This is a genomic window from Providencia sp. M-27, from assembly GCF_011077905.1.
Taxonomy (GTDB): Bacteria; Pseudomonadota; Gammaproteobacteria; order Enterobacterales; family Enterobacteriaceae; genus Providencia; species Providencia huaxiensis.
In genome coordinates this window covers 326192-349587 of sequence record NZ_JAALBT010000002.1, presented here as the reverse complement: position 1 = coordinate 349587, position 23396 = coordinate 326192, and the positions used below count along the sequence as shown (strand labels likewise).

Sequence of the window (23396 nt, the reverse complement as noted above, 5' to 3'; positions counted from 1 at the left end):
TTTAGTATACAGCCTGACGGATCTCATCCACTTTTTTGAGTTAAGCGAATTACCCAAAATGAATAAACAAAAACAACGTAAACCTTTTATTCGCTCTGCCATTTTTATTGCCATTATTGCGGCAGCTGGCGCTTCTTGGTATTTTTATTATCAAGAAAAACAATCAGATACACAATCTACTGATGTGGTAGCAAAACCGAATTCACAACGAAGCGCAATGGGCCGCCCACCACGTGTTTTAGCTCCTGTGCAGTTTGCCGTGGCTGAACAAAAAGTTGTTCCTCGCTTTTTATCAGGTTTAGGCACAGTACAGGCTGCAAATGTTGTCACAGTAACCAGCCGTGTTGAAGGCCAGTTAATGCAGCTGTATTTTACCGAGGGGCAACACGTCAATAAGGGAGATTTATTGGCACAAATTGACCCTCGCCCATTTGAAGTTCAGCTATCACAAGCGGAAGGCCAATTGGCTAAAGACAAAGCAACATTAGCGAATGCACAATTAGATTTAGTTCGTTACCAAAAGCTTGCTGGTACTAAAGTGATTTCGCAACAAGAGCTAGATAACCAAAAAGCGGCGGTCTTACAGGCTCAAGGCAGTATTAAAGTCGACCAAGCAGCCGTCGACAACGCCAAACTTCAGTTAACCTACAGTAAAATTACCGCTCCAATTTCAGGGCGTGTTGGTTTAAAACAAGTGGATGTCGGAAACTTTATCTCTGCGGGAACCTCAACCCCTCTTGTTGTTATCACGCAAACTCAACCTGCAGATGTCCTTTTTGCGTTACCTGAAGGCGATATTCCCGCTATCCAACAGGCCCAATCCTCTGGTGAGAAAGTGTTGATTGAAGCTTGGGACAGAAACAATATCGCGCTAATCGCAAGTGGTGAGCTACTCAGTACTGATAACCAAATTGATGCCGCGACAGGCACGCTGAAAATAAAAGCGCGCTTTACTAATGAAGAAGAAAAACTTTTTCCAAATCAATTTGTTAACGTAAAAATGCAAGTTGAAACGCTACAAAATGCTGTGGTGATCCCAACAGCAGCACTGCAAATGGGTAATGAAGGCCATTATGTCTGGATATTAAGTGATGATAATAAAGTCAGCAAACACAATGTAACCGTGGGTATGCAAGACAGCCAACAAGTGGTTATTGAAAGCGGACTTGCTGCAAATACCAAAGTCATCACCGATGGTGTTGATAAACTCACCGATGGCACAACGGTTGAAGTCGTTACCCCTGAAAGCATTGCCAAAAAAGAGCCTCGCAAAGGTAAACCGAATAGCGCGGAGAAAGCGTAATGCAGCCTGAAATGTTAAAAGGCGGTGGGCCTTCTCGTTTATTTATTTTGCGCCCTGTTGCTACCACATTATTCATGGTGGCTATATTACTTGCAGGGATCATCGGCTATCGCTTCTTACCTGTTTCAGCCCTGCCCGAAGTCGATTACCCGACAATTCAAGTTGTTACCCTTTACCCGGGAGCTAGCCCCGATGTGATGACCTCTGCGGTGACTGCGCCATTGGAAACCCAGTTTGGGCAAATGTCGGGTCTTAAACAGATGTCATCGCAAAGCTCAGGGGGAGCTTCAGTTATCACATTAATGTTCCAATTAACGTTACCTTTAGAGGTCGCGGAACAGGAAGTTCAAGCTGCGATTAACTCCGCCAGTAGCTTACTGCCTTCTGATTTACCTTATCCTCCGATTTATAATAAGGTTAACCCTGCTGACCCGCCTGTTCTCACCTTAGCGGTTACCTCTGATGCAATGCCGTTAACGCAGGTACAGGATATTATTGAAACGCGAATTGCCCAGAAAATATCCCAAGTTAATGGGGTGGGTTTAGTCACCTTAGCCGGTGGCCAACGCCCTGCAGTTCGCGTGAATTTAAACCCACAAGCCATGGCAGCCAAAGGGCTGGATAGCGAAACGATCCGCCTTGCCATTAACAATGCAAACGTCAACTCCGCCAAAGGGAGCTTCGATGGCCCTACGCGGGCGGTTACACTTTCTGCTAACGACCAAATGAAGTCACTTGACGACTATCGTCAACTTATTGTGGCCTTCCAAAATGGTGCGCCAGTGCGTTTAGGTGATATCGCAACGATTGCACAAGGGGCTGAAAATGCCTATTTAGGGGCATGGGCGAATAATGAGCAAGCGATTGTGATCAATGTTCAGCGGCAGCCCGGCGCTAACGTGATTGAAACCACCGATACCATTCGTTCGCTGTTACCTGAATTAATTGAAAGTTTACCTAAATCGGTTAATGTCGATATTTTAACCGATAGAACCAGTACCATTCGAGCGTCCGTTAATGATGTACAGTTTGAGTTAATGTTAGCTATTGCCCTCGTGGTGATGGTGATTTACTTGTTTTTACGCAATGGAATTGCCACCTTAATACCAGGCATTGCCGTACCACTGTCGCTCGTTGGTACTTTTGCTGTGATGTACTTTTGTGGTTTTTCTGTCAACAACCTCACGCTAATGGCTTTAACCATCGCCACCGGTTTTGTGGTCGATGATGCGATTGTGGTGATTGAAAATATTTCTCGCTATTTAGAAAAAGGCGATAAACCACTGGTCGCTGCACTCAAAGGGGCAGGTGAAATCGGGTTTACCATTATCTCCCTCACCTTTTCTTTGGTTGCGGTGTTAATTCCTCTGTTATTTATGGGGGATATTGTCGGTCGGTTATTCCGCGAATTTGCCATTACCTTGGCTGTGGCTATTTTGATCTCCGCTGTCGTCTCTTTGACGTTAACCCCAATGATGTGCGCCCGTTTATTAAAACCGGAGTCACAACATAAACATAACCGTTTTGAACTAGCGTGTGAGCGCTTTTTTGACCATATGGTTGCTGGATACGCAATTTGGTTAAAGCGTATTCTTAATCACCAATGGTTAACCCTTTCTGTGGCACTTGGCACCATGGTACTGACTGTTTTGCTGTATATGTGGATCCCAAAAGGGTTTTTCCCGTTGCAAGACAGTGGAATTATTCAAGGCTCAATTGAAAGCCGTCAATCCATTTCTTTTGATGCCATGGCTCAGAAGCAGCAAGAAGTCGCATCAAAGCTATTAGCAGATCCTGCGGTCGACAATGTCACCACCTATGTGGGGGTTGATGGGAATAACCCAACATTAAACAATGCACGCTTGCAAATTACCTTAAAGCCCCTTGATCAACGTGAAGATAGAGTGGTGGCGATTATTGATCGTCTACAACAATCCGTGGATAACATTGCAGGGGTGAATTTATATCTGCAACCCATGCAAGATCTCACCATCGATACGCAAGTTGCACGGACGCAGTATCAATTCACTTTACAAGCCGGTTCACTAGAGGAATTAACCACTTGGGTTCCACGCTTGTTAGACGCCCTAGAACAACAACCTGAACTCACTGATGTCAGTAGTGATTGGCAAAATAAAGGGCTAGTTGCTTATGTGAATGTGAACCGCGATACAGCAAGTCGTTTTGGTATCACGATGTCAGCCATTGATAACGCTTTATATAATGCATTTGGGCAGCGAATGATTTCGACTATCTATACGCAGTCAAATCAATATCGTGTGATATTAGAACATGACACACAAACCCGTGATGGTATGGATGCGCTGAATGATATCCGTCTAAAAGGGACTGATGGAGCCATTGTGCCACTGAGCACTTTAGTGAATATTCAAGAAGGTAATGGGCCATTAGCCATTAATCACCTCGACCAATTCCCCGCTGTGACATTCTCGTTTAATGTGGCAGATGGTGCTTCGCTTGAGTCTGCCGTCAATGCCGTCAAATTGGCCGAATCACAAATTGCTATGCCAAAATCCATTACCACACAATTCCAAGGGGCGACTTTAGCCTTTGAAGCGGCATTAAGCAGCACTATTTGGTTAATTGCAGCTGCGATTGTGGCGATGTATATCGTATTGGGCATTTTATATGAAAGTTTCATTCACCCGATTACTATTTTGTCTACCCTACCGACAGCCGGGGTTGGCGCACTACTCGCTTTAATGATGGCAGGGAAAGATCTTGATGTTATTGCGGTCATCGGCATCATCTTATTAATTGGTATCGTGAAAAAGAATGCCATTATGATGATTGACTTTGCCCTTGCGGCAGAGCGTGAACAGGGAATGTCCCCTTATGATGCCATCTACCAAGCATGCTTGCTGCGTTTTCGCCCAATTTTGATGACCACTATGGCGGCCTTGCTGGGTGCCTTACCATTGATGCTAAGTACCGGTGTCGGTGCTGAATTACGCCAGCCATTAGGAATTTGTATGGTTGGCGGCTTAATTATGAGCCAAATCCTCACTTTATTTACCACACCGGTTATTTACTTATTGTTCGACCGTCTTTCTCATTACTTTAAAGACCGTCGCCAAGCGAAGAAGGCACAGGTGTCATAATGAAGCGCTTCTTTGCTCTGTTTATTAGCCGCCCGGTAGCAACCACGCTTATTAGCGTTGCGATTACCTTGTGTGGTGCCCTGAGTTTTCTGTTTTTACCGGTTTCTCCGTTGCCTCAAGTGGATTACCCTGTGATTAACGTGACAGCGTCACTTCCTGGGGCATCACCCGAAACCATGGCCTCCTCCGTAGCGACGCCGCTTGAACGCTCTTTAGGCAGTATTGCGGGTATTAGTGAAATGACCTCAAGCAGTGCGCTTGGTCGAACCACCATTACCCTTGAATTTAATCTCGACAAAGACATTAATAACGCGGCACGTGAAGTGCAAGCTGCGATTAATGCCGCACAAAACCTGCTGCCCAGCGGAATGCCAAGCCGCCCACGTTATTACAAGTCAAACCCGTCTGATGCGCCAATTATGATTTTGACCATGACCTCAGACACCCTGAATACTGGTGAGATTTATGATATTGCTTCGACGCGTTTAGCCCAACGAATTGCCCAAATTGAAGGGGTTAGTGAAGTTTCAGTTGGTGGCGGCTCGCTCCCTGCCGTGCGGGTTGAACTCAACCCAACTGCCCTATTTAATCAAGGGGTTTCCCTTGATGCCGTGCGTTCAGCCATCAGTAGTGCTAACGTTCGCCAACCGCAAGGCTATATCAATGATGACGAAAAACGTTATCAAGTACAGACTAATGATGAGTTAAAAAAAGCGGCAGATTATCGGCCAATTATTGTTCATTATAGTCAAGGCAATGCTGTAAAGCTCAGCGATGTCGCCAATGTTAAAGATTCCATTGAAAACGTACGCGCTGCCGGTATGGCAGACGGTAAACCGGCTATTTTGATTGTTATTCGCCGCGAAGCGGGTGCCAATATCATTGAAACAGTGAATCGAATTCGTGCTGAGTTACCTGAATTCAATGACATGATCCCTGCCGCTATTGATTTAAAAGTGGCACAAGACCGGACACCAACCATCCGCGCGTCTCTAGCCGAAGTGGAACGTGCTCTACTGATTGCCGTTGCCTTGGTGATCCTCGTGGTGCTGTTGTTCTTACGTTCAGGTCGCGCTACTTTGATCCCTGCAATTGCCGTCCCCGTTTCATTGATTGGAACTTTTACAGCCATGTATTTATGTGGTTTTAGTTTAAATAACTTGTCATTGATGGCATTAACAGTTGCGACGGGCTTTGTAGTCGATGATGCGATTGTCGTATTAGAAAATATCTCACGCCACATTGAAAATGGTACAAGACCATTTATTGCTGCGGTGAAAGGCGTGCATGAAGTCGGCTTTACGGTTGTTTCCATGAGCATTTCCTTAGTCGCGGTTTTTATTCCACTACTGCTTATGGATGGGCTGGTCGGTCGTTTATTCCGCGAATTTGCCATTACCCTTGCAACCGCTATCGGTATTTCATTGGTGATTTCGCTAACGCTTACCCCCATGATGTGTGCTTATTTACTGAAGAAACGCCCTCACAACGTCAAAGCCAAGCATCGTGGGTTTGGCCGTGTGTTATTGCGTTTGCAAGAAAGTTATGGCGTTGCTTTAAAATGGGTGCTTGGACATCGCCGTAGTGTTCTCGCGGTGCTATTTGCCACAATCGGCTTGAACGTTTATCTGTATATTACCGTTCCAAAAACCTTCTTCCCTGAACAAGACACTGGCCGAGTGCTGGGCTTTGTTCGCGCAGACCAAAGCATTTCATTCCAGTCGATGAAAGAGAAAATGACCCGTTTTATGCAGCAAGTTAAAGCCGACCCAGCGACAGATAATGTCACCGGCTTTACTGGCGGTAGTCGGGTAAATAGCGGTTTTATGTATATTTCATTAAAGCCACTGAGTGAACGCACGGAAAGCTCAGCTGAAGTCATTAATCGATTACGCGCGAAATTAGCCAATGAACCGGGGGCTAACCTGTTTATGATGCCAGTGCAAGATATTCGAGTTGGTGGCCGACAAGCCAATGCCAGCTACCAGTTTACCCTGCTTGCAGATGAGCTTTCTGCATTACGTGACTGGGAACCTGCTATCCGTAAAGCACTTGGCGAATTACCACAGCTGACCGATGTGAACTCCGATAAGGAAGACAAAGGCGCAGAAATGGCGATCACCTACGACAGGGACTTAATGGCTCAATTAGGTATTGATGTTCGTGAAGCCAACAGCTTGCTCAACAATGCATTTGGTCAGCGCCAAGTTTCCACTATTTATGAAGCAATGAACCAATATAAAGTGGTGATGGAAGTTGCCCCTGAATATACGCAAGATGTCAGCTCCCTCAATAAGATGTTTGTTATCAATAAAGATGGTGAAGCGATCCCTCTGTCTTATTTTGCGCGTTGGCAGCCTGCCAATGCCCCATTAAGCGTGAATCACCAAGGGCTATCAGCGTCATCCACTATTGCGTTTAATGTCGCAGACGGTTATACCTTAAATGATGCCATTGTCGAAATTGAAAAAACCATGACCGCACTTGGCGTGCCATCAACAGTAAGAGGCTCTTTTGCAGGAACGGCACAGATATTCCAAGAAACCTTACAATCACAATTGTTTTTAATCTTAGCCGCCATCGTGACTGTTTATTTAGTACTGGGCATATTGTATGAAAGTTATATTCATCCACTGACTATTTTATCAACCCTCCCTTCTGCAGGAGTCGGAGCATTACTAGCCCTTGAACTATTCGACACTCCATTTAGCTTAATCGCCTTAATTGGCATCATGCTATTAATTGGGATCGTCAAGAAGAACGCCATTATTATGGTGGATTTCGCTATTCAAGCACAAAGAACGGCGGGTTTAACGGCTCAAGAAGCCATTTTCCGTGCCTGTTTATTACGTTTTCGCCCGATTGTAATGACGACACTCGCGGCTATTTTTGGTGCGCTACCGTTAATGCTAGGTAGTGGTGATGGTGCGGAATTACGCCAGCCCCTCGGGATCACGATTGTCGGTGGCTTAATAATGAGCCAATTACTGACCTTATTTACCACTCCTGTTGTGTATTTAAGTTTTGATAGCTTGAGACAACGTTGGCTGCGAAAAAAATCATTAACGCAGAAAATCGCGGAGAATAACCATGAAGCTTAGGTTGAATAGTGTAAGCACTCGGCTTTTTTTGGCTATTTTTGCAACATGCTTATTGCTAGTGCTGATTATGCACCAGGGCGTACGCATGAGCTTTCAACACGGCTTTATTGATTATATAAAGGAAAATGACCAACAGCGTGTTGAGCTGGTTTCTTCCGCCCTTGCGGAACAGTATGAAGAGATGGGCAATTGGGGTTTTCTAATTGGTAATGAACGCATTTTCTTTCGTATTTTGCGCTCAGTAGAGCACCAACAACACCGTGGCCCTATGCGCCAGCGTTGGCGAACAATTTTTTGGGTTTATGATACACAGGACAAGCTGATTTTCGGACAAGACACGCCTTTACCTAGCAAAGTACTCCGTGAACCTATTATTACCAGCAAGGGAGATACCGTCGGCTGGCTTGTTGCCAGTTATGAAACGGGGATTAGCAGCGCCCTTGACCGCCGTTTTGATACCAAACAGATGTACACTAGCTGGATCATCGCTGGGCTGTCTTTATTTGTGGCTCTGGTTGCCACATTGTTCCTTGCCCGTAGTTTTTTAAAACCCATCAAGCGGTTACTCGAAGGCACTAACCGGCTCGCCAATGGTGACTTTGCTACGCGGGTTCCTGAATCTGGCCGCGATGAGCTTGGGCAACTGGCTAAAGATTTTAACCATCTGGCCTCGACCCTTGAAAAAAACGAACAAATGCGGCGTGATTATATGGCGGATATTTCCCATGAGCTCCGCACGCCGTTGTCAGTTCTACGAGGCGAATTAGAAGCGGTGCAAGATGGCGTTCGGCAAGCCACTCCCGAAACAATTAATTCCCTACTCAATGAAACCCAAACTTTAATTAAGCTGGTTAATGACCTCCACCAGCTCTCGTTATCGGATAGAGGCTCATTGGTCTACCGCATGCAACTTACCGATATCATTCCTTTAATTGAAATGGCAATAGGCCAAGCTCGCTGGCGGTTAGAAGACCAACAACTTTCGGTTGAACGGCAATTTATTGCGCAAGGCTACGTATTTGCAGACCCTGACCGCATCACCCAGTTGTTCTATAATTTAATGGAAAACAGCTTACGCTATACCGATCCGCACGGTAAAATTGCCATCCAAGTCACACAAGACCAACACCAGCTCAATATAATTTGGCAAGATAGCGCCCCAGGGCTTACTGCTGAGCAATGCCAACATTTATTTGAGCGTTTTTACCGCGCTGAAGGCTCTCGTAATCGTGCCAGTGGCGGCTCCGGTTTAGGTCTGGCCATTTGCTATAATATTGTTGAGGCTCATCATGGTACAATTTCCGCGACACCGTCATCATTAGGTGGTGTCAAAATTACCATTAATTTACCGATTCAATTAAAAGATAAAGGGTTATGATCATGGCTGAACAGAGCAATATCCCTATTTTGGTTGTGGAAGATGAACCCAAATTAGGCCAACTGCTGTTTGACTATTTACACGCTGCAAACTATCAACCCGCATTAATTGCGCGTGGTGATGAAGTTATCGACTATGTTAAACAACATCAACCCGCACTTATTTTATTAGATTTAATGTTACCCGGTATGGACGGCATATCCGTGTGCCGTGAACTGCGAAAATTTAGTGATGTTCCCATTATTATGGTGACAGCAAAAACTGAAGAAATTGATCGCTTATTAGGGTTAGAAATTGGGGCTGATGACTATATTTGTAAACCCTTTAGCCCGCGAGAAGTTGTGGCTCGTGTCAAAACCATTTTACGTCGTTGCCAGCCAAACATGGCAGCGCACAACAGCCAAACGAATAACGATAACCAAACCAAACTGATTATTGATGAAAATGCTTTTCAAGTACGCTATGGCTCACAGTTACTTGAACTGACACCCGCTGAATTTCGGTTACTCAAATTTATGTCTGACAATGCGGGTATGGTGTTTTCCCGTGACCAGTTACTGGATATCTTATATGACGACCACCGCGTAGTCACTGACCGTACCATTGATAGCCACGTCAAAAATTTACGCCGTAAATTAGAATCTCTCGATAACGAAAAAACCTTTATTCGCTCAATATATGGTCTTGGCTACCGTTGGGATGAATATTAACCAACCAATAGACATACTATTTTTGTGGGATATTTGGTTTTTTTATCAAATAGGCGTAAAATCCACATCCCTTAAAAACACTCTCTCATAAGAGTGAGTGCTGACTTGATATCAGATAGAGAATAACCATGTTTACACCAGAGCTTTTGTCCCCTGCCGGTTCTTTAAAAAACATGCGCTACGCTTTTGCGTATGGCGCAGATGCCGTTTATGCAGGCCAACCCCGTTACAGCTTACGCGTACGCAATAACGAATTTAATCACGAAAACTTAGCTAAAGGCATTCAAGAAGCCCATGAGCTGGGTAAAAAGTTTTATGTGGTCGTGAACATTGCTCCCCATAATGCGAAATTAAAAACCTTCATTCGTGATTTAACCCCCGTCATTGAAATGGGCCCAGATGCACTGATTATGTCTGATCCTGGCCTTATTATGATGGTTCGTGAAGCGTTTCCTGAGATGGATATTCATTTATCTGTACAGGCGAATGCCGTTAACTGGGCATCCGTGAAGTTCTGGAAACAAATGGGCTTAACACGAGTGATTTTATCCCGCGAATTATCCCTCGAAGAAATTGCTGAAATTCGCCAACAAGTTCCTGAAATTGAACTTGAAGTTTTTGTCCATGGCGCCCTTTGTATGGCCTATTCAGGCCGTTGTTTACTTTCTGGTTACATTAATAAACGCGACCCAAATCAAGGGACTTGCACCAATGCTTGCCGCTGGGAATACAACGTACAAGAAGGTAAAGAAGACGATGTGGGTAACATTGTCCATGTGCATGAACCTATCCCTGTACAAAATGTGGCGCCAACCCTAGGTGCGGGTGCGCCAACAGATAAAGTCTTTATGATAGAAGAAGCCAAACGTCCAGGTGAATATATGACTGCCTTTGAAGATGAACACGGCACGTATATCATGAATTCGAAGGATTTACGCGCAATTGAGCACGTTGAAAACCTAACAAAAATGGGCGTTCACTCATTAAAAATTGAAGGCCGTACAAAATCGTTTTATTACTGTGCTCGTACTGCACAAGTCTATAGACGTGCAATTGACGATGCTGTTGCAGGAAAACCCTTTGACCCAACGTTGCTATCCACCTTAGAAGGTTTAGCACACCGTGGTTACACTGAAGGTTTCTTACGTCGCCACACCCATGATGCCTACCAAACTTATGAATATGGCTATTCGGTTTCTGAGACTCAACAATTTGTGGGTGAATTTACAGGGAAACGTGTTAATGGTATGGCTGAAGTTGATGTAAAAAACAAATTTAGCGTTGGTGACAGCCTAGAAATGATGACCCCTGCAGGGAATATTGTCTTTACCTTAGACGCCTTAACAAACCGCAAAGGCGAAGCAATTGATGTTGCACCTGGTAACGGCCATGTGGTTTATCTCCCTATCCCTGAAGATGTCGATGTTAACTTTGGTTTGTTGATCCGTAACCTAGCAGGCACAACGACCCGAGCTCCTCATCAAACTCAGGCAGAAAAACAAATTGCTGGCTGATCACCACGCCTTTATTGTTAAATAATCTGCTAACTAAAAGCCAAAACTTCATCGTTTAATACTTTGATATTTTGGCTTTTTTTTACCTATAAAATGATATTATTTTTACTTTATATGCTTTTTCTTATATGAGAATTATTCGCGTTATTGACATTTTCATTAAAAAATGCACCGAATATCCAATTTTATGCAACAGATCACATCAATTGGTTATTCAATATCGTATAGTCACTCTCGAAAATGAAGAACTAGAAAGTCATAAAATAAGACTAGGAACCACCTCCTTGGCTGGCTCAATCTCCCTTGAGCTAGCCATTTCTTTTATCTGCGATTTGCATTTCATTTCTCTTACCAACGCTTTTTCTGCAAAAAAACAAAAAAAGCGCATCCCTATTTTGTTAATCCATTTATACTCATTTTAACGAATATTGACGTGCGTTAAGCCGAATGGATGGGTATTTATGAATCAATATAAGTCAGCTATGATTATCCTTAATGGTAAGCAAGCAAATCACGTTGAGCTGCGAAAAGCCATTACTCACTTGCGTAAAGAAGGCCATCAAATTCAAGTCCGTATTCCTTGGGAGATGGATGATACGTATTATTTTATTTCTCAGGCGATAAAACACGGTATTGATACCATCATTGCGGCTGGAGGTGACGGTACTGTAAATGCCGTTGCCAGTACTTTAATGAAGTTCCCTAGCGAGTCTCGCCCTGTTTTAGGTATTCTTCCGATGGGCACGGCAAATGACTTCGCCACCAGCGCAAATATTCCAATAGATATTGAAGCCGCCTTAGCACTCTCATTAAAAGGGAAATCTGTCCCCATTGATATTGCGCAAGTCAATGAACAGTATTACTTCCTCAATATGGCCACTGGCGGCTTTGGGACGCGTATTACCACTGAAACACCTGAAGCACTAAAATCGGCATTAGGCGGTGCAGCTTATGTGATAAACGGCTTACTGCGCCCTGACACGCTGAAAACAGATATTTGCCATATTGAGGGGGAAAACTTTAGTTGGGAGGGTGAAACGTTAGTCATCGCGGTTGGAAATGGCCGCCAAGCGGGCGGAGGGCAACAACTGACACCGCAAGCACTCATTAATGATGGCACACTAAACTTACTGATTATTCCTGCAAGGGATGTCATACCGGCATTTTTATCGAATTTATTTTCAACCGATAAAAACGAGCACTTGGTCGAAAAGCCATTATCATGGATAAAAATTTCATCACCTCACGATATGATCTTAAACCTAGATGGCGAGCCATTATCGGGAGACACCTTTACCTTCACTGTGCAGCCAAATGCCATTCAGTGTCGGTTACCTCCCCAATGTAACTTATTGGCTTAAAACACGTCGTGAAAGCCCTTGTATCAGGGCTTTCAGTCTTTAAAGGCTACCACCATGCGTGGAAGTGATGAACCGGGCCAATCCCCTTCCCGACTTCTAAGCTATCCGCTTGTTCCAAAGCAGCTTGTAAATAAGCTTTCGCCTGTGTTACAGCGTCTTGCCAATCTGCACAACGAGGGCGCAATGCAGCCAAAGCCGCTGACAAAGTACACCCTGTCCCATGAGTGTTTTTAGTCTTTATGCGAATAGAGGTAAAGCGCCATTCACCCTCTGGCGTGATTAGCCAATCGGGGCTTTCAGCATCACTTAGGTGCCCGCCTTTCATCAATACTGCTTGGCAACCTTTTTCAAGTAATTTATACCCCTGGCTCAACATTTGGCTTTCCGTTTGTGCGACTTTTTCATCTAACAATACCGCTGCCTCAGGTAGGTTCGGTGTAATAATCGAAACAAGGGGTAATAGTTGTTGGCGTAGCGCATCAACTGCATCCGGTAATAATAACGGGTCACCACTTTTAGCCACCATTACCGTATCCAATACTACATACGGAATTGGATACTGTTTCAACGCATTCGCCACTACCGCGATATTACTTTGGTTAAATAACATGCCGATTTTTGCGCTATCAATTCGCACATCACTGAGGACTGAGTCTAATTGTGCCGCCACAAATTCAGGAGGTAAGTCTTGGACAGATTGCACGCCTTGGGTATTTTGAGCCACCAATGCCGTCATCACACTCGTACCATAAGCCTCTAATGCAGAGAAAGTTTTTAAATCCGCCTGAATACCCGCCCCACCCGATGGGTCTGTTCCGGCGATAGTTAACGCATTGATCCTCATGAGTGACTCCCCTTTTCAGCTAAAGCAATTGAATAGATTGATAAGCGAGGTTTACTGAAATCATTTTAAATCAAACAATAAAACCGTATTGATTGTCTCATAACATTTAACAAATACCAGAGGTTAGTGAATGAATTTTAATGACTTAGATAAAAAGAGGGAATATCTCACATAGGAAAAATTAGCATGGCTTATAAGTACACATTAGGCAAATGAATGTTACCCACACCTCGCGATTGTAACTGTTGAGCAAATGCCTCCACTTCCGTTTGGGTTGCCGCAGGCCAGTTAGCGGCTTCATTTTTAACCCCATGTTGCTGGAAGGCGTTAATTTTTATCCGTGTGTTTTCAGGGAGTTTATTTAAAAAATCAGCAAGTTTATCAATATGTTCTTGGTAATCTGTTTGCTGAGGAATATACAATAAACGCAATTCATATAATTTCCCCGCTTGGGCCAGAAATTGAACCGATTGAAAAACACGTTGGTTATCTTTTCCTGTTAATCTTAATGCGCACTCATCACCCCATGATTTTAAGTCAATCATCACGCCATCCGTATACTCAATCACTTTATTCCACCCTGCAGAAGCAAGGTGTCCATTACTGTCAATAAAGCAGGTTAAATGCTTGAGTTCCGGTGCCGCTTTAATCGCTTTAAACAATTCAATAATAAAGGGTAATTGTGTTGTTGCCTCTCCGCCACTGACGGTTACACCATTCAGGAAAGCAACATTTTTCTTTAAGTCATTGAGGGCATCATTAACACTTAATGATACGGTCATCGGGCTTGAATTCTTAGTGCACGTCTGCAAACAAGTATCACAGAGCTGGCAAGCATCGCTATCCCATACCACCTTGCCGTCAACAAACGATAACCCATTGTGAGGACAGGTTAAAACACAGTCCCCACAATGGTCGCAGAGCGACATGGTATATGGATTATGGCAATTCAGACAACGTAAGTTGCAACCTTGCAAAAAAATAACATGTCGATTACCCGGCCCATCTACGCAGGAAAAAGGAATAACCTTATTCAGCGTAGCGCATCGATTGCTCATTGCTGATGACTCGCTGCTGACGGGCTGTAATTTTACAGTTCTTAGTCGCCTCTTCACCTAACCAGGTAGTATTGCTTCTAGAACCTTGCTCTTTATATTTCTCTATATCTGATAAACGCACCATATAGCCCGTAACGCGAACTAAATCATTACTTGCCACATTTGCAGTAAACTCACGCATTCCACAACTAAACGCCCCTTTACATAATTGCATTAAGGCTTGCGGATTCTGCTTAATCGTCTCGTCGATGGTTAAAATGTCACTGATCCCAGACAAATAGTGTTTGTGATGGGGAGCTACCGCTTGAATGTGTGACACCGGGTCTGGCTCTTCACCGTATGGAATACGAGCCCCCGGTGTTGTCCCGATATCCGAGCTGATCCCTGATTGAGCATGGAGCATCGCTCTGCCTTTATAGCCATACTTAACGGGGGTCGTTTCAACAAAGTCAGCTAGCTGCTCGCTGATTTGATAAGACAATGGCAAGGCCGGTGAATTTGCCTGATACTGGCCTTTCATTCCGTCTTTTTCCATCAGGATGTTCACAGCTTCTGCTAAACCGTAAATACCAAACATAGGGGCAAAACGTTCAGGCTCAATTAACCCTTCTTGCACAAGAAAGCTGGTTTGGAAGAAATTAGACTCCTCAAATAAAAATGCGCTACGTGTTTCAATGAGTTCCATTTGTAACTCACAATATTTTTTCAATTGCACATTTAAAAAATCAGCTGAATTTTGACTACGTAATGCAACTTCACGTAAATTAATACGAACTAAAGTACTTCCCCCACCCGCAACGGGCAACGCATTATAACAACTGACAATACCGTAACCTTGTTCATCAAATGCCGCACTATGAATGATATCATTTGCAATATGCGGTTTACTGCATTCACAAATGCTTTCAATCGCTTGTAAGAAAAGTGACTCCGGTGTGCGCTGTGGATGATAAACAAATGTCAGATTAGGTGCGACTTGTTTCAGTTCTGCATCAATGCATAAAATCAAGCGGCAAATAACGTTGTCATCCGGGCCAATATTGGCATGCATAAAGGCATCGGGCAGTGTTCGGTCTAACTGTATCCAAAACCTTTTTAACTTTGGATACAGCTGTTCTTCTGTCAACTCCCCCACATATGGCATGAGAAGTTTATCTAAATACCCTAAAAATACTGGGAAATTGGTTACCGACGGCACATGATGATACAAAATCATCAGATGATTAAGTGCGTCATCAAAATCCTCTGCGGGGGCTAATTCTAAGTATGCCGAACCTTGTTTGAGGTATTTTACGTAGTCAGGCAATACATAACGTGGCTTATACGGAGCATTTCCTTCATACATATCACAAATAACACGTTCATCTAACGCATCAGCAAGGGGCTGGCTCATTGCAAGATATGGAATATGGCTATCTGCCTCTGCCGCTAAAAAATTGGCTTTTTGTTTTGGTGATAATATTTTGTCTGTGGCGATAGCCAAGCATTTAGCTTGGTACTCAGTCAGTGGTTCTTGGCGTTTCATCATGGTGACGTTCCTTTTTTAGTTAGAAGCCAAGGTAATTCACAGCAATATATATGCCATAAACCTTTAAAGACTAGCTCCTAGCCGTGTTGACATACCGCAGCTTATACCTGCCGCCTATGTGATCCATTTCATCTCATTGAGACAAGTCATTATTTGATGTGCGTCATACTTTTTGGATTTGTTTGCACGCTATTTTTCATAAATGTCTGCTCTATCAACATGACTAGTCGCAATCACCTAGATAATAAAAAATATCTTTCTATTACATAACGTTAACTACAAAAATAATGAATGGCACTTTATTTTTCTTATTCTTTTAAAAATCCCTCTCGTCTTCTCTCATCGAAAAATCGTCTTATCCAACCTGAAAATGAAGCACCTCGTCTGTTATCAGCTACTTTAGGAGTATTAGCCTATTCAACAACTAATTTGATACGTTATTATTTAATCAGATAATCGGTTATCCCACATAAAAACAGGCAAAATTAAACGGTTCTAATATGACCAGCCAGTTATTATCCTCAATTATGTAATAAATACTGTTATATTATATGTATCTTAATTAAAATAATTCCGCTCAAAATTATAATAATAATGCTAATCTGATAATCATTAGCGAGCTAATCATCATTTTTATATCTGCGATACAGAACTGGATTTACAATGAGAGTTTATAAAAACATACAGTTGGCCGTAGGTGCATCGTTACTCATGAGCACCTCAATCTGCATATCATCGCCCGCCATTGCTCAAGAGCAATCGGAAAATTTATGGGATAAATTTAAAGGCAATGTCAGTACCACGTGGGACTCAGACAAATATGAGCTATACATTCCCGCGGTGACTTGGCACAACCGTGCAATGTACGACAAGAAAAAAACGGATGAATATAATGAGCGCCCTTGGGGTCTGGGCTTTGGTAAATATCGTTATGATGAAGATAATGACTGGCATGCTATCTATGCAATGGCATTCAAAGATTCACATAATGATTGGGAGCCAATTGCTGGTTATGCATTCCAAAAAATGTGGATCCCGGGAGATATTGATGGTTTCCGTATGGGAGCAGGCTTCACTCTGAGCGTCACTGCCCGTAAGGATATGTATTATATTCCGATCCCTGCACCACTCCCTCTGGTATCAGTGGAATATGATAGACTTTCACTGCAAGCCACCTACATTCCGGGGACTTATAATAACGGCAACGTATTATTCGCTTGGTTACGTTGGCAATGGTGACCTAGCCATCTCATGGCTATATAAAATTTCATGGCTGTATAAAAAGGCCGGTGGGAATACCCTACCGGCCTTTTTATTATAAGAAAGAACAAATTTAACTTAGTTGTTGGCTTTTAGCTAAATCTTGCTTTTTAGCCCCTGAGAATTGATACCCAACCCACAGAACAGCTACCCACAATGGCATAATTAATACCGAGATACGCAAACCGTCCATTGTCAGGATAATCCCTAAAATCAACAGTAAGAACGCTAAACACAAATAGTTTCCAAATGGATACCAAATGCTCTTAAATTTCGTTTCGACACCTTGTTTGTTCATTGCCGCTCTGAACTTCAAATTTGAAACACAAATCATAATCCAGTTTAAAACTAACGTCGTCACAACTAATGACATTAACAATTCGAAAGCTTTACCTTCCATCAAAAAGTTAATTAAAATACCACCAGACGTCGCAACACCTGAAACAAATAATGCCATGACTGGTACGCCACCTTTATTCACTTTTGCAAGAAATTTAGGTGCATTACTTTGTTGTGCCAAGCCATACAGCATGCGACTTGTCGCATAAGCTCCGCTGTTATACACAGACAATGCAGCGATTAAAATGACAACGTTCAACGAATTAGCAACCAATAAGTCCCCTAATTCATGGAAAATTAAGACAAATGGGCTTGTTTCGCCGTCAAGATCAACCCATGGATACAAAGCTAACAGTACCGCTAACGAGCCAATATAAAAAATTAAGATACGGTATACAACTTGGTTAATCGCTTTTGGAATGCTTTTATCTGGGTCTTCTGCCTCTGCAGCTGTAATACCGACCAGCTCTAACCCCCCAAATGAAAACATAATAATTGCTAACGCCATTATTAGCCCATTAAAGCCATTAGCAAAGAAACCGCCGTGCTCCCATAAGTTACTCACTTTCGCTTGTGGGCCACCATGGCCGCTGAGTAATAAGTAGCAACCAAAAATAATCATCGCAACGACTGCAATAACTTTAATTAATGCAAACCAGAACTCAGTCTCACCATAAGAGCGTACATTAATCAAATTAACTGCATTTACCGCAATAAAAAACACCGCGGCAGAAACCCATATAGGGAGCTCAGGCCACCAATGTTGCATATATTTGCCTGCAGCGGTCAGTTCGGTCATCCCAACGAGAATAAACATGAACCAATAGTTCCACCCCGAAAGGAACCCTGCAAAACCACCCCAATACTTAAATGCAAAATGGCTAAACGAACCCGCCACAGGTTCCTGAACAATCATTTCGCCCAACTGACGCATAATCAGGAAAGCAATAAACCCACACAGCGCATAACCCAGTAAAACTGACGGCCCTGCCATTTGTATGGTTGTTGCTATTCCGAGGAATAACCCTGTACCAACAGCACCTCCCAATGCAATCAATTGGATATGCCTGTTTTTTAATCCCCGCTTTAGCGTCTGTTGCTGTTGCGCCATAACTTTACCCTTTTGTCCCCTTACTTGTTTTTTATCTTCCAAAATAATGATAATGACACAAGTTTATTTGAATTTTCTTATTAACACTACATTCTTCTGGTGCCGTTTTCAGCATTTTGTACGACCCCAAAACAGATGCTATTAATTATTTTTTTCATCACATAGCAAAATGATACCGCAGGATGGTTACCCCGATTCAATATCATGGATTGAGCATTAAAAAGCAAATTCAAAATGGTAACAAGTCAGTCACACGACAAATACCAAAAATAAAGTTTTCACCACCCTGATCACACAGGTTATCCATCGCTAAAAGATAGAAAAAAATACAAGCCAAAACTGCACTTACAGCAATAATTAATTTACGACCAAACACAGACAATTCCTTCATATTTCTATGATGATTTTATTTTTCAAATGATTACAATATTAAGATACTGCCATTTTATGATTGGTATCACTTATGGCATTGCATATAATGCGTTTATAAAAGAAATGGTACTCTAATTTAGAGCATCAAATTTGAGGAAAATATGCAATTGACCTCTTTTTACAAAAATCTGCTCATTTTAGGTGCTATTGGTTACTAACTTATTCTGATTGTGCTTTTTTTACCCTAAAAATGGGAAATACCGCACAAGCAGCCTTTGTCATGATGAAATGAAGTTGTGTATACTTCTGCTACCGTAAAACTAGAAAACATTTGAGATGCCACAAGATAACCACTTAGCACTTGTTTATGCTTTGAGTAAATGGATAGAAGAACACTTAGGGCGCGTGATCCACTTAGAAGAGCTCGCGGCTTATTCAGGCTATTCACTTTGGCATATGCAAAAAATCTTTAAAGAAGTCACAGGGATTTCACTGGGTAAATACATCCGTCAACGCCGCCTTGCAGGTGCGGTCAACTTACTCCGTAATAGTAACCAGTCCATTTTCGATATTGCACTGGATTTTGGTTTTGGGTCTCAGTCCCACTTTACCTATATGTTCCGCAAAGAATATGGTATCACGCCATTTGATTTTAGACAGAATGACCAAATCCAATTAGATGTTAAGCAACCGCTCCATCTAATTCATAATTATGAGTGAGAATATTTTAGCCGCATTAACCTATTGATTAACATAATAATGCTATAAAACATTGTCATTTCAACTTTTGACTATTGAACAGAGTTCCTGCTTTACATTCTGTTCAATTTCACATCAAACACGCATTATTCTAATGCAACTAAAGTTATAACTATTTGTATAATTTACATTCTGAATAATTAGAGTAAGGTATTGGCAGAAAGCACGAACTTTAGGAGGCATTGGATGTCAATCAAACTGGTCGCCATTGATTTAGATGGCACATTACTTAACTCCCAACACCAAATATCTCCCGTAGTAAAAGAGACTATCACGCAGGCTAAGCAAAAAGGTGTCCATATTATTTTAGCCTCGGGCCGACCATTTTCTGGTATATCTCCTTACCTACGAGAATTAGATTTAAATACAACGGATAACTATTGTATTAGTAATAATGGTAGCGTCATTCACCAAGCCAATGATGGCAGCCATCTCGCAGAGAATTTGTTAGATTTCGCTGACTTCCAATATTTTGAGGAACTCGCAAGAAATGTCGGGGTTCACATGCATGCTCTCGCAGATAATTGCATGTTCACGGCTAACCGCCATATTAGTCACTATACGGTCGCAGACGCCTATTTAACTCACACACCACTCATCTATTGCCCTGTTAATGAGATGGACTCTTCTCTAGAATTTACTAAGTTTATGATAATTGACCACCCAGAAAAATTAGATATTGGTATCAGCTATATTCCAGAGAATGTCTTCGATAATTACGCTTTAACCCGAACAAGTCCGTATTTCCTTGAGGTCTCAAATAAAACGGCGAATAAAGGGACTGCGTTACAATGTATTTGTGAAAAGTTGGGTATTACACCTGACAAAGTCATGAGTATTGGTGACCAAAATAATGATATCCAAATGCTGCAATACGCCAGTGTTTCTGTCGCAATGGGCAATGCGTTAGAACCCATTCGCCAAATGGTGAAATTTGTCACTACGACTAATGATGAAGATGGCGTAGCCGTCGCCATCAATAAATTTATTAATGTGTAGCCACAGAAAAATTTGCTATCAACATGATGTCCATGGCAGCGCCTACACTCGTTCACGCTGCCACTTTTAGCCGCTTACTGTTTTTTGCCTAGTCGCTAAAAAGCAAATGACCGACCCCATGGTCACCATTAATACACCTTGCCAAAAACTTAACGTTAATGTAGTGCTTAACAATATTGATGCGAATGCTGTCGAAATAACGGGGGTAAAATAAGAAAGCGTTCCTAAAAAAGCCACATTTCCCTTGATAACCGCAAATGTCCACAATGCATTCGCTCCACCAGTCGCTATTGAGGCAATGAGTAATAATAACAGGCTTTGGCTATTGATAATAAACGGTGTCGGTGTACTGAAAAAATACAGTATCCATAACCCAATAGAGGTCATGATAAAGAATAATACCATCCCATTATGGCCACCAGAAATACGCTTAGTCACATTGCTGTAGAATGACCAAACAATAGCCCCGATAAAAGCTAAAAAATAACACAGTGGATTACTTTGAATATTTGCCAAAATAGTTTGTACCGATAATGGCTGATTTCCTGAAATTACCCAAATCAGTCCCATAAAAGCTAAAACTAACCCTGCCCCCAATAATAAAGTGAAACGCTGACGGTTAAAAAACACAGCAAGTGCGATAGTAAAACTTGGCCACAAATAATTCACCATACCCAGTTCAATCGCTTGTTGCCGACTATTAGCTAAACCTAACGCTAGTACAAAACAAATTTCATAGCTAACAAACAGTATTGTTCCCCAAAGTAAATAGCGTTTAGGATATTTCGTTATTTTTGGTACTCCCATGGCAAGTACTAATACCAGTGAACCAACCGTATAGACTAATGCGGCGCCACCTACTGGTCCAAAGTTTTCACTTACACTGCGGATCAGCCCTACCATTGTGCTCCACAACAAGATCGAAATAACCCCATACAGCGTTGCGGCATACTGATTCAATTTCATAACTCTCTCAGCTATTTAGTTTCGAAAATGATATTCATTGTAATAATACATTCATTTTACCATCTAAAAAAACCTTATAGCTCAAACAATTATAATGCAAGCGTTTATTTTTAGTAAATATTGATAATATGTCATAAAAAAATTCTCAGGCTATCACCTAAGAATTTTATGATTTAAAACTTTTGTATTAGCGAGATGTTTCTTTCTCAACCCACTTATCAACTTCTTCTTTTTCCCATATCCCTTCTTCAAATTGTTTCTTTAATTCAGGATGCTGATTGATATCAAAAGTTGGTATTTTACCTGCGACTAACTGCTGGTTATAATCTTTAGCAAGTTTAAAAGCGATACCTGATAATAGAAGGATCGCGATTAAATTAGTTATCGCCATTAGACCCATCGATAAGTCTGCAAGTTTCCAAATAAATGGCATTTCTGCAAGCGCACCAAACATCACCATACCTAATGCAGCTAAACGGAAAATAAATAAACCCGCCGTATGATTATTCTCTAAAAAAATCATATTGCTTTCGGCATAAGCATAATTAGCAATAATTGACGTAAATGCAAAAAAGAAGATAGCTATCGCAATAAATGTACTTCCCCAACTACCGACGGCAGAAGAAAGAGCAAGTTGTGTCAATTCAATACCATTGATGTTGTCCATTCCACTTTCTAATACACCAGATGATAAAATAATAATTGCTGTCGCACTGCAAATAACGATGGTGTCCATAAAAACACCAAGCATCTGTACATACCCTTGTGATGCAGGATGTGGAGGATAAGGTGCTGCCGATGCCGCTGCATTTGGTGCAGACCCCATTCCAGCCTCATTAGAGAACAATCCCCGCTGAATTCCTTGTGTCATCGCCTGAGCAACACCATAACCAACAGCCCCGCCAGCCGCCTCTTGCAAACCAAATGCATTTCGGATTATCAGCATAAAAACTTCAGGTAATCGTTCGATATGGTGCCCAACAACCCAAAACGCCAATAGTAAATAGGCTAACGCCATAACAGGAACAACTAATTCAGCAACCTTCGCAATGGATTTCAATCCACCAAAAATAATGACTCCGCTTAATAAAACTAAGCCAATGCCAACATAAATTGGATTGAAATCAAAGGCGACTGCGGTTGCTTGAGCAATAGAGTTAGCTTGTACTGCATTAAATACTAAACCAAAAGCAATAATCAGAAAAATTGAAAATAACACGCCCATCCAGCGTTGGTTTAAGCCTTTTTGCATATAATATGACGGCCCACCTCGATAATTTCCTTTATCATCTTTGGTTTTGTATAACTGTGCTAAAGTACATTCAATAAAAGAGGTTGCCATTCCCAATAAAGCAACAACCCACATCCAAAAAATAGCCCCAGGCCCGCCTGCTGTTAGGGCAATAGCTACCCCAGTTAAATTTCCTGTACCGACCCTAGCGGCTAAACTTGTACATAATGCCTGAAAAGATGAAATACCTGCGCTATCAGACTGTTTACTGTTTTTTAAGACACTAAACATATGGCCAAAATGCCTAATTTGAATAAAACCAGATCGAAGGGTAAAATATAGACCAGCTCCCAGTAATAAATAAATAAGTAAAGAACCCCAAATGAAATTAGTTATTGAGTTTATAAATTCTATCAAATTACACTCCTTTTTTATTAAAA

The 23396-nt window shown here is 42.1% G+C and carries 17 protein-coding genes; 10 read left to right on the top strand and 7 right to left on the bottom strand.

From position 1 onward, the window contains the following. Positions 1 to 58: 58 nt before the first annotated feature. The 7 genes from G6Q48_RS05000 to yegS all read left to right on the top strand — a co-directional run bounded on the left by G6Q48_RS05000 (position 59) and on the right by yegS (position 12489). Positions 59 to 1303, top strand: a complete 1245-nt coding sequence (locus G6Q48_RS05000; RefSeq protein WP_166264776.1) for an MdtA/MuxA family multidrug efflux RND transporter periplasmic adaptor subunit — start codon at positions 59 to 61, stop codon at positions 1301 to 1303. Next, positions 1303 to 4425 carry an MdtB/MuxB family multidrug efflux RND transporter permease subunit gene (locus tag G6Q48_RS04995; protein WP_166264773.1) on the top strand — a complete coding sequence of 1041 codons (3123 nt, stop codon included), beginning with the start codon at positions 1303 to 1305 and terminating at the stop codon, positions 4423 to 4425. Before G6Q48_RS05000 ends, G6Q48_RS04995 begins: the two co-directional genes overlap by 1 nt. Beyond that, positions 4425 to 7526 carry a multidrug efflux RND transporter permease subunit MdtC gene (mdtC, locus tag G6Q48_RS04990; RefSeq protein ID WP_166264770.1) on the top strand — a complete coding sequence of 1034 codons (3102 nt, stop codon included), beginning with the start codon at positions 4425 to 4427 and terminating at the stop codon, positions 7524 to 7526. The genes G6Q48_RS04995 and mdtC overlap by 1 nt, the downstream gene beginning before the upstream one ends. Further along, positions 7516 to 8904: a two-component system sensor histidine kinase BaeS gene (gene baeS / locus G6Q48_RS04985; protein ID WP_102139814.1), complete on the top strand. Its 1389-nt coding sequence runs from the start codon at positions 7516 to 7518 to the stop codon at positions 8902 to 8904. Before mdtC ends, baeS begins: the two co-directional genes overlap by 11 nt. Next, on the top strand, positions 8901 to 9614 hold the full coding sequence (baeR, locus tag G6Q48_RS04980; RefSeq protein WP_102139813.1) for a two-component system response regulator BaeR: 714 nt from the start codon (positions 8901 to 8903) through the stop codon (positions 9612 to 9614). The genes baeS and baeR overlap by 4 nt, the downstream gene beginning before the upstream one ends. 128 nt (positions 9615 to 9742) lie before the next feature. Further along, complete coding sequence (gene trhP / locus G6Q48_RS04975; RefSeq protein WP_166264767.1) at positions 9743 to 11128, top strand: prephenate-dependent tRNA uridine(34) hydroxylase TrhP; 1386 nt, start codon at positions 9743 to 9745, stop codon at positions 11126 to 11128. A gap of 461 nt (positions 11129 to 11589) precedes the next feature. After that, positions 11590 to 12489 carry a lipid kinase YegS gene (yegS, locus tag G6Q48_RS04970; protein WP_166264764.1) on the top strand — a complete coding sequence of 300 codons (900 nt, stop codon included), beginning with the start codon at positions 11590 to 11592 and terminating at the stop codon, positions 12487 to 12489. Positions 12490 to 12535: 46 nt separating this feature from the next. Here yegS and thiD read toward each other — a convergent pair whose 3' ends face one another. From thiD to G6Q48_RS04955, 3 genes are all read right to left on the bottom strand, one after another. Beyond that, on the bottom strand, positions 12536 to 13333 hold the full coding sequence (thiD, locus tag G6Q48_RS04965; RefSeq protein ID WP_102139810.1) for a bifunctional hydroxymethylpyrimidine kinase/phosphomethylpyrimidine kinase: 798 nt from the start codon (positions 13331 to 13333) through the stop codon (positions 12536 to 12538). 191 nt (positions 13334 to 13524) lie between these two features. Then, a complete protein-coding gene (locus tag G6Q48_RS04960; RefSeq protein ID WP_166264762.1) occupies positions 13525 to 14391 on the bottom strand; it encodes a YjjW family glycine radical enzyme activase in 867 nt (288 codons plus the stop codon). Further along, entirely contained in the window at positions 14363 to 15919 is a 1557-nt protein-coding gene (locus G6Q48_RS04955) for a YjjI family glycine radical enzyme (RefSeq protein ID WP_166264760.1), read from the bottom strand. The genes G6Q48_RS04960 and G6Q48_RS04955 overlap by 29 nt, the downstream gene beginning before the upstream one ends. Before the next feature lie 663 nt (positions 15920 to 16582). Between G6Q48_RS04955 and pagP the strand changes: the two genes are divergently transcribed. Next, positions 16583 to 17158: a lipid IV(A) palmitoyltransferase PagP gene (gene pagP / locus G6Q48_RS04950; RefSeq protein WP_102139807.1), complete on the top strand. Its 576-nt coding sequence runs from the start codon at positions 16583 to 16585 to the stop codon at positions 17156 to 17158. 94 nt (positions 17159 to 17252) lie between these two features. Here the strand turns inward: pagP and G6Q48_RS04945 are convergent, their stop codons facing one another. Both G6Q48_RS04945 and mgrB read right to left on the bottom strand, forming a co-directional pair. Then, complete coding sequence (locus G6Q48_RS04945; RefSeq protein ID WP_102139806.1) at positions 17253 to 18629, bottom strand: amino acid permease; 1377 nt, start codon at positions 18627 to 18629, stop codon at positions 17253 to 17255. Between the two features lie 229 nt (positions 18630 to 18858). Beyond that, the gene (gene mgrB / locus G6Q48_RS22765; protein WP_229597447.1) at positions 18859 to 19005 is read right to left on the bottom strand and encodes a PhoP/PhoQ regulator MgrB; all 147 of its coding nucleotides are present in this window, start codon (positions 19003 to 19005) and stop codon (positions 18859 to 18861) included. Between the two features lie 332 nt (positions 19006 to 19337). Here mgrB and G6Q48_RS04935 point away from each other — a divergent pair, with 332 nt between their 5' ends. Continuing rightward, positions 19338 to 19721, top strand: coding sequence for a helix-turn-helix domain-containing protein (locus G6Q48_RS04935; protein WP_004253477.1), 384 nt, complete (start codon positions 19338 to 19340; stop codon positions 19719 to 19721). Between the two features lie 225 nt (positions 19722 to 19946). Further along, positions 19947 to 20759 (top strand): sugar-phosphatase, encoded by an 813-nt coding sequence (gene yidA, locus G6Q48_RS04930; RefSeq protein ID WP_102139804.1) that lies wholly within the window; start codon positions 19947 to 19949, stop codon positions 20757 to 20759. Between the two features lie 66 nt (positions 20760 to 20825). Here the strand turns inward: yidA and yddG are convergent, their stop codons facing one another. Further along, the gene (gene yddG / locus G6Q48_RS04925; protein ID WP_102139803.1) at positions 20826 to 21725 is read right to left on the bottom strand and encodes an aromatic amino acid DMT transporter YddG; all 900 of its coding nucleotides are present in this window, start codon (positions 21723 to 21725) and stop codon (positions 20826 to 20828) included. A 187-nt stretch (positions 21726 to 21912) separates the two neighbouring features. After that, entirely contained in the window at positions 21913 to 23373 is a 1461-nt protein-coding gene (locus G6Q48_RS04920) for an alanine/glycine:cation symporter family protein (RefSeq protein WP_102139802.1), read from the bottom strand. Between the last annotated feature and the right edge of the window lie 23 nt (positions 23374 to 23396).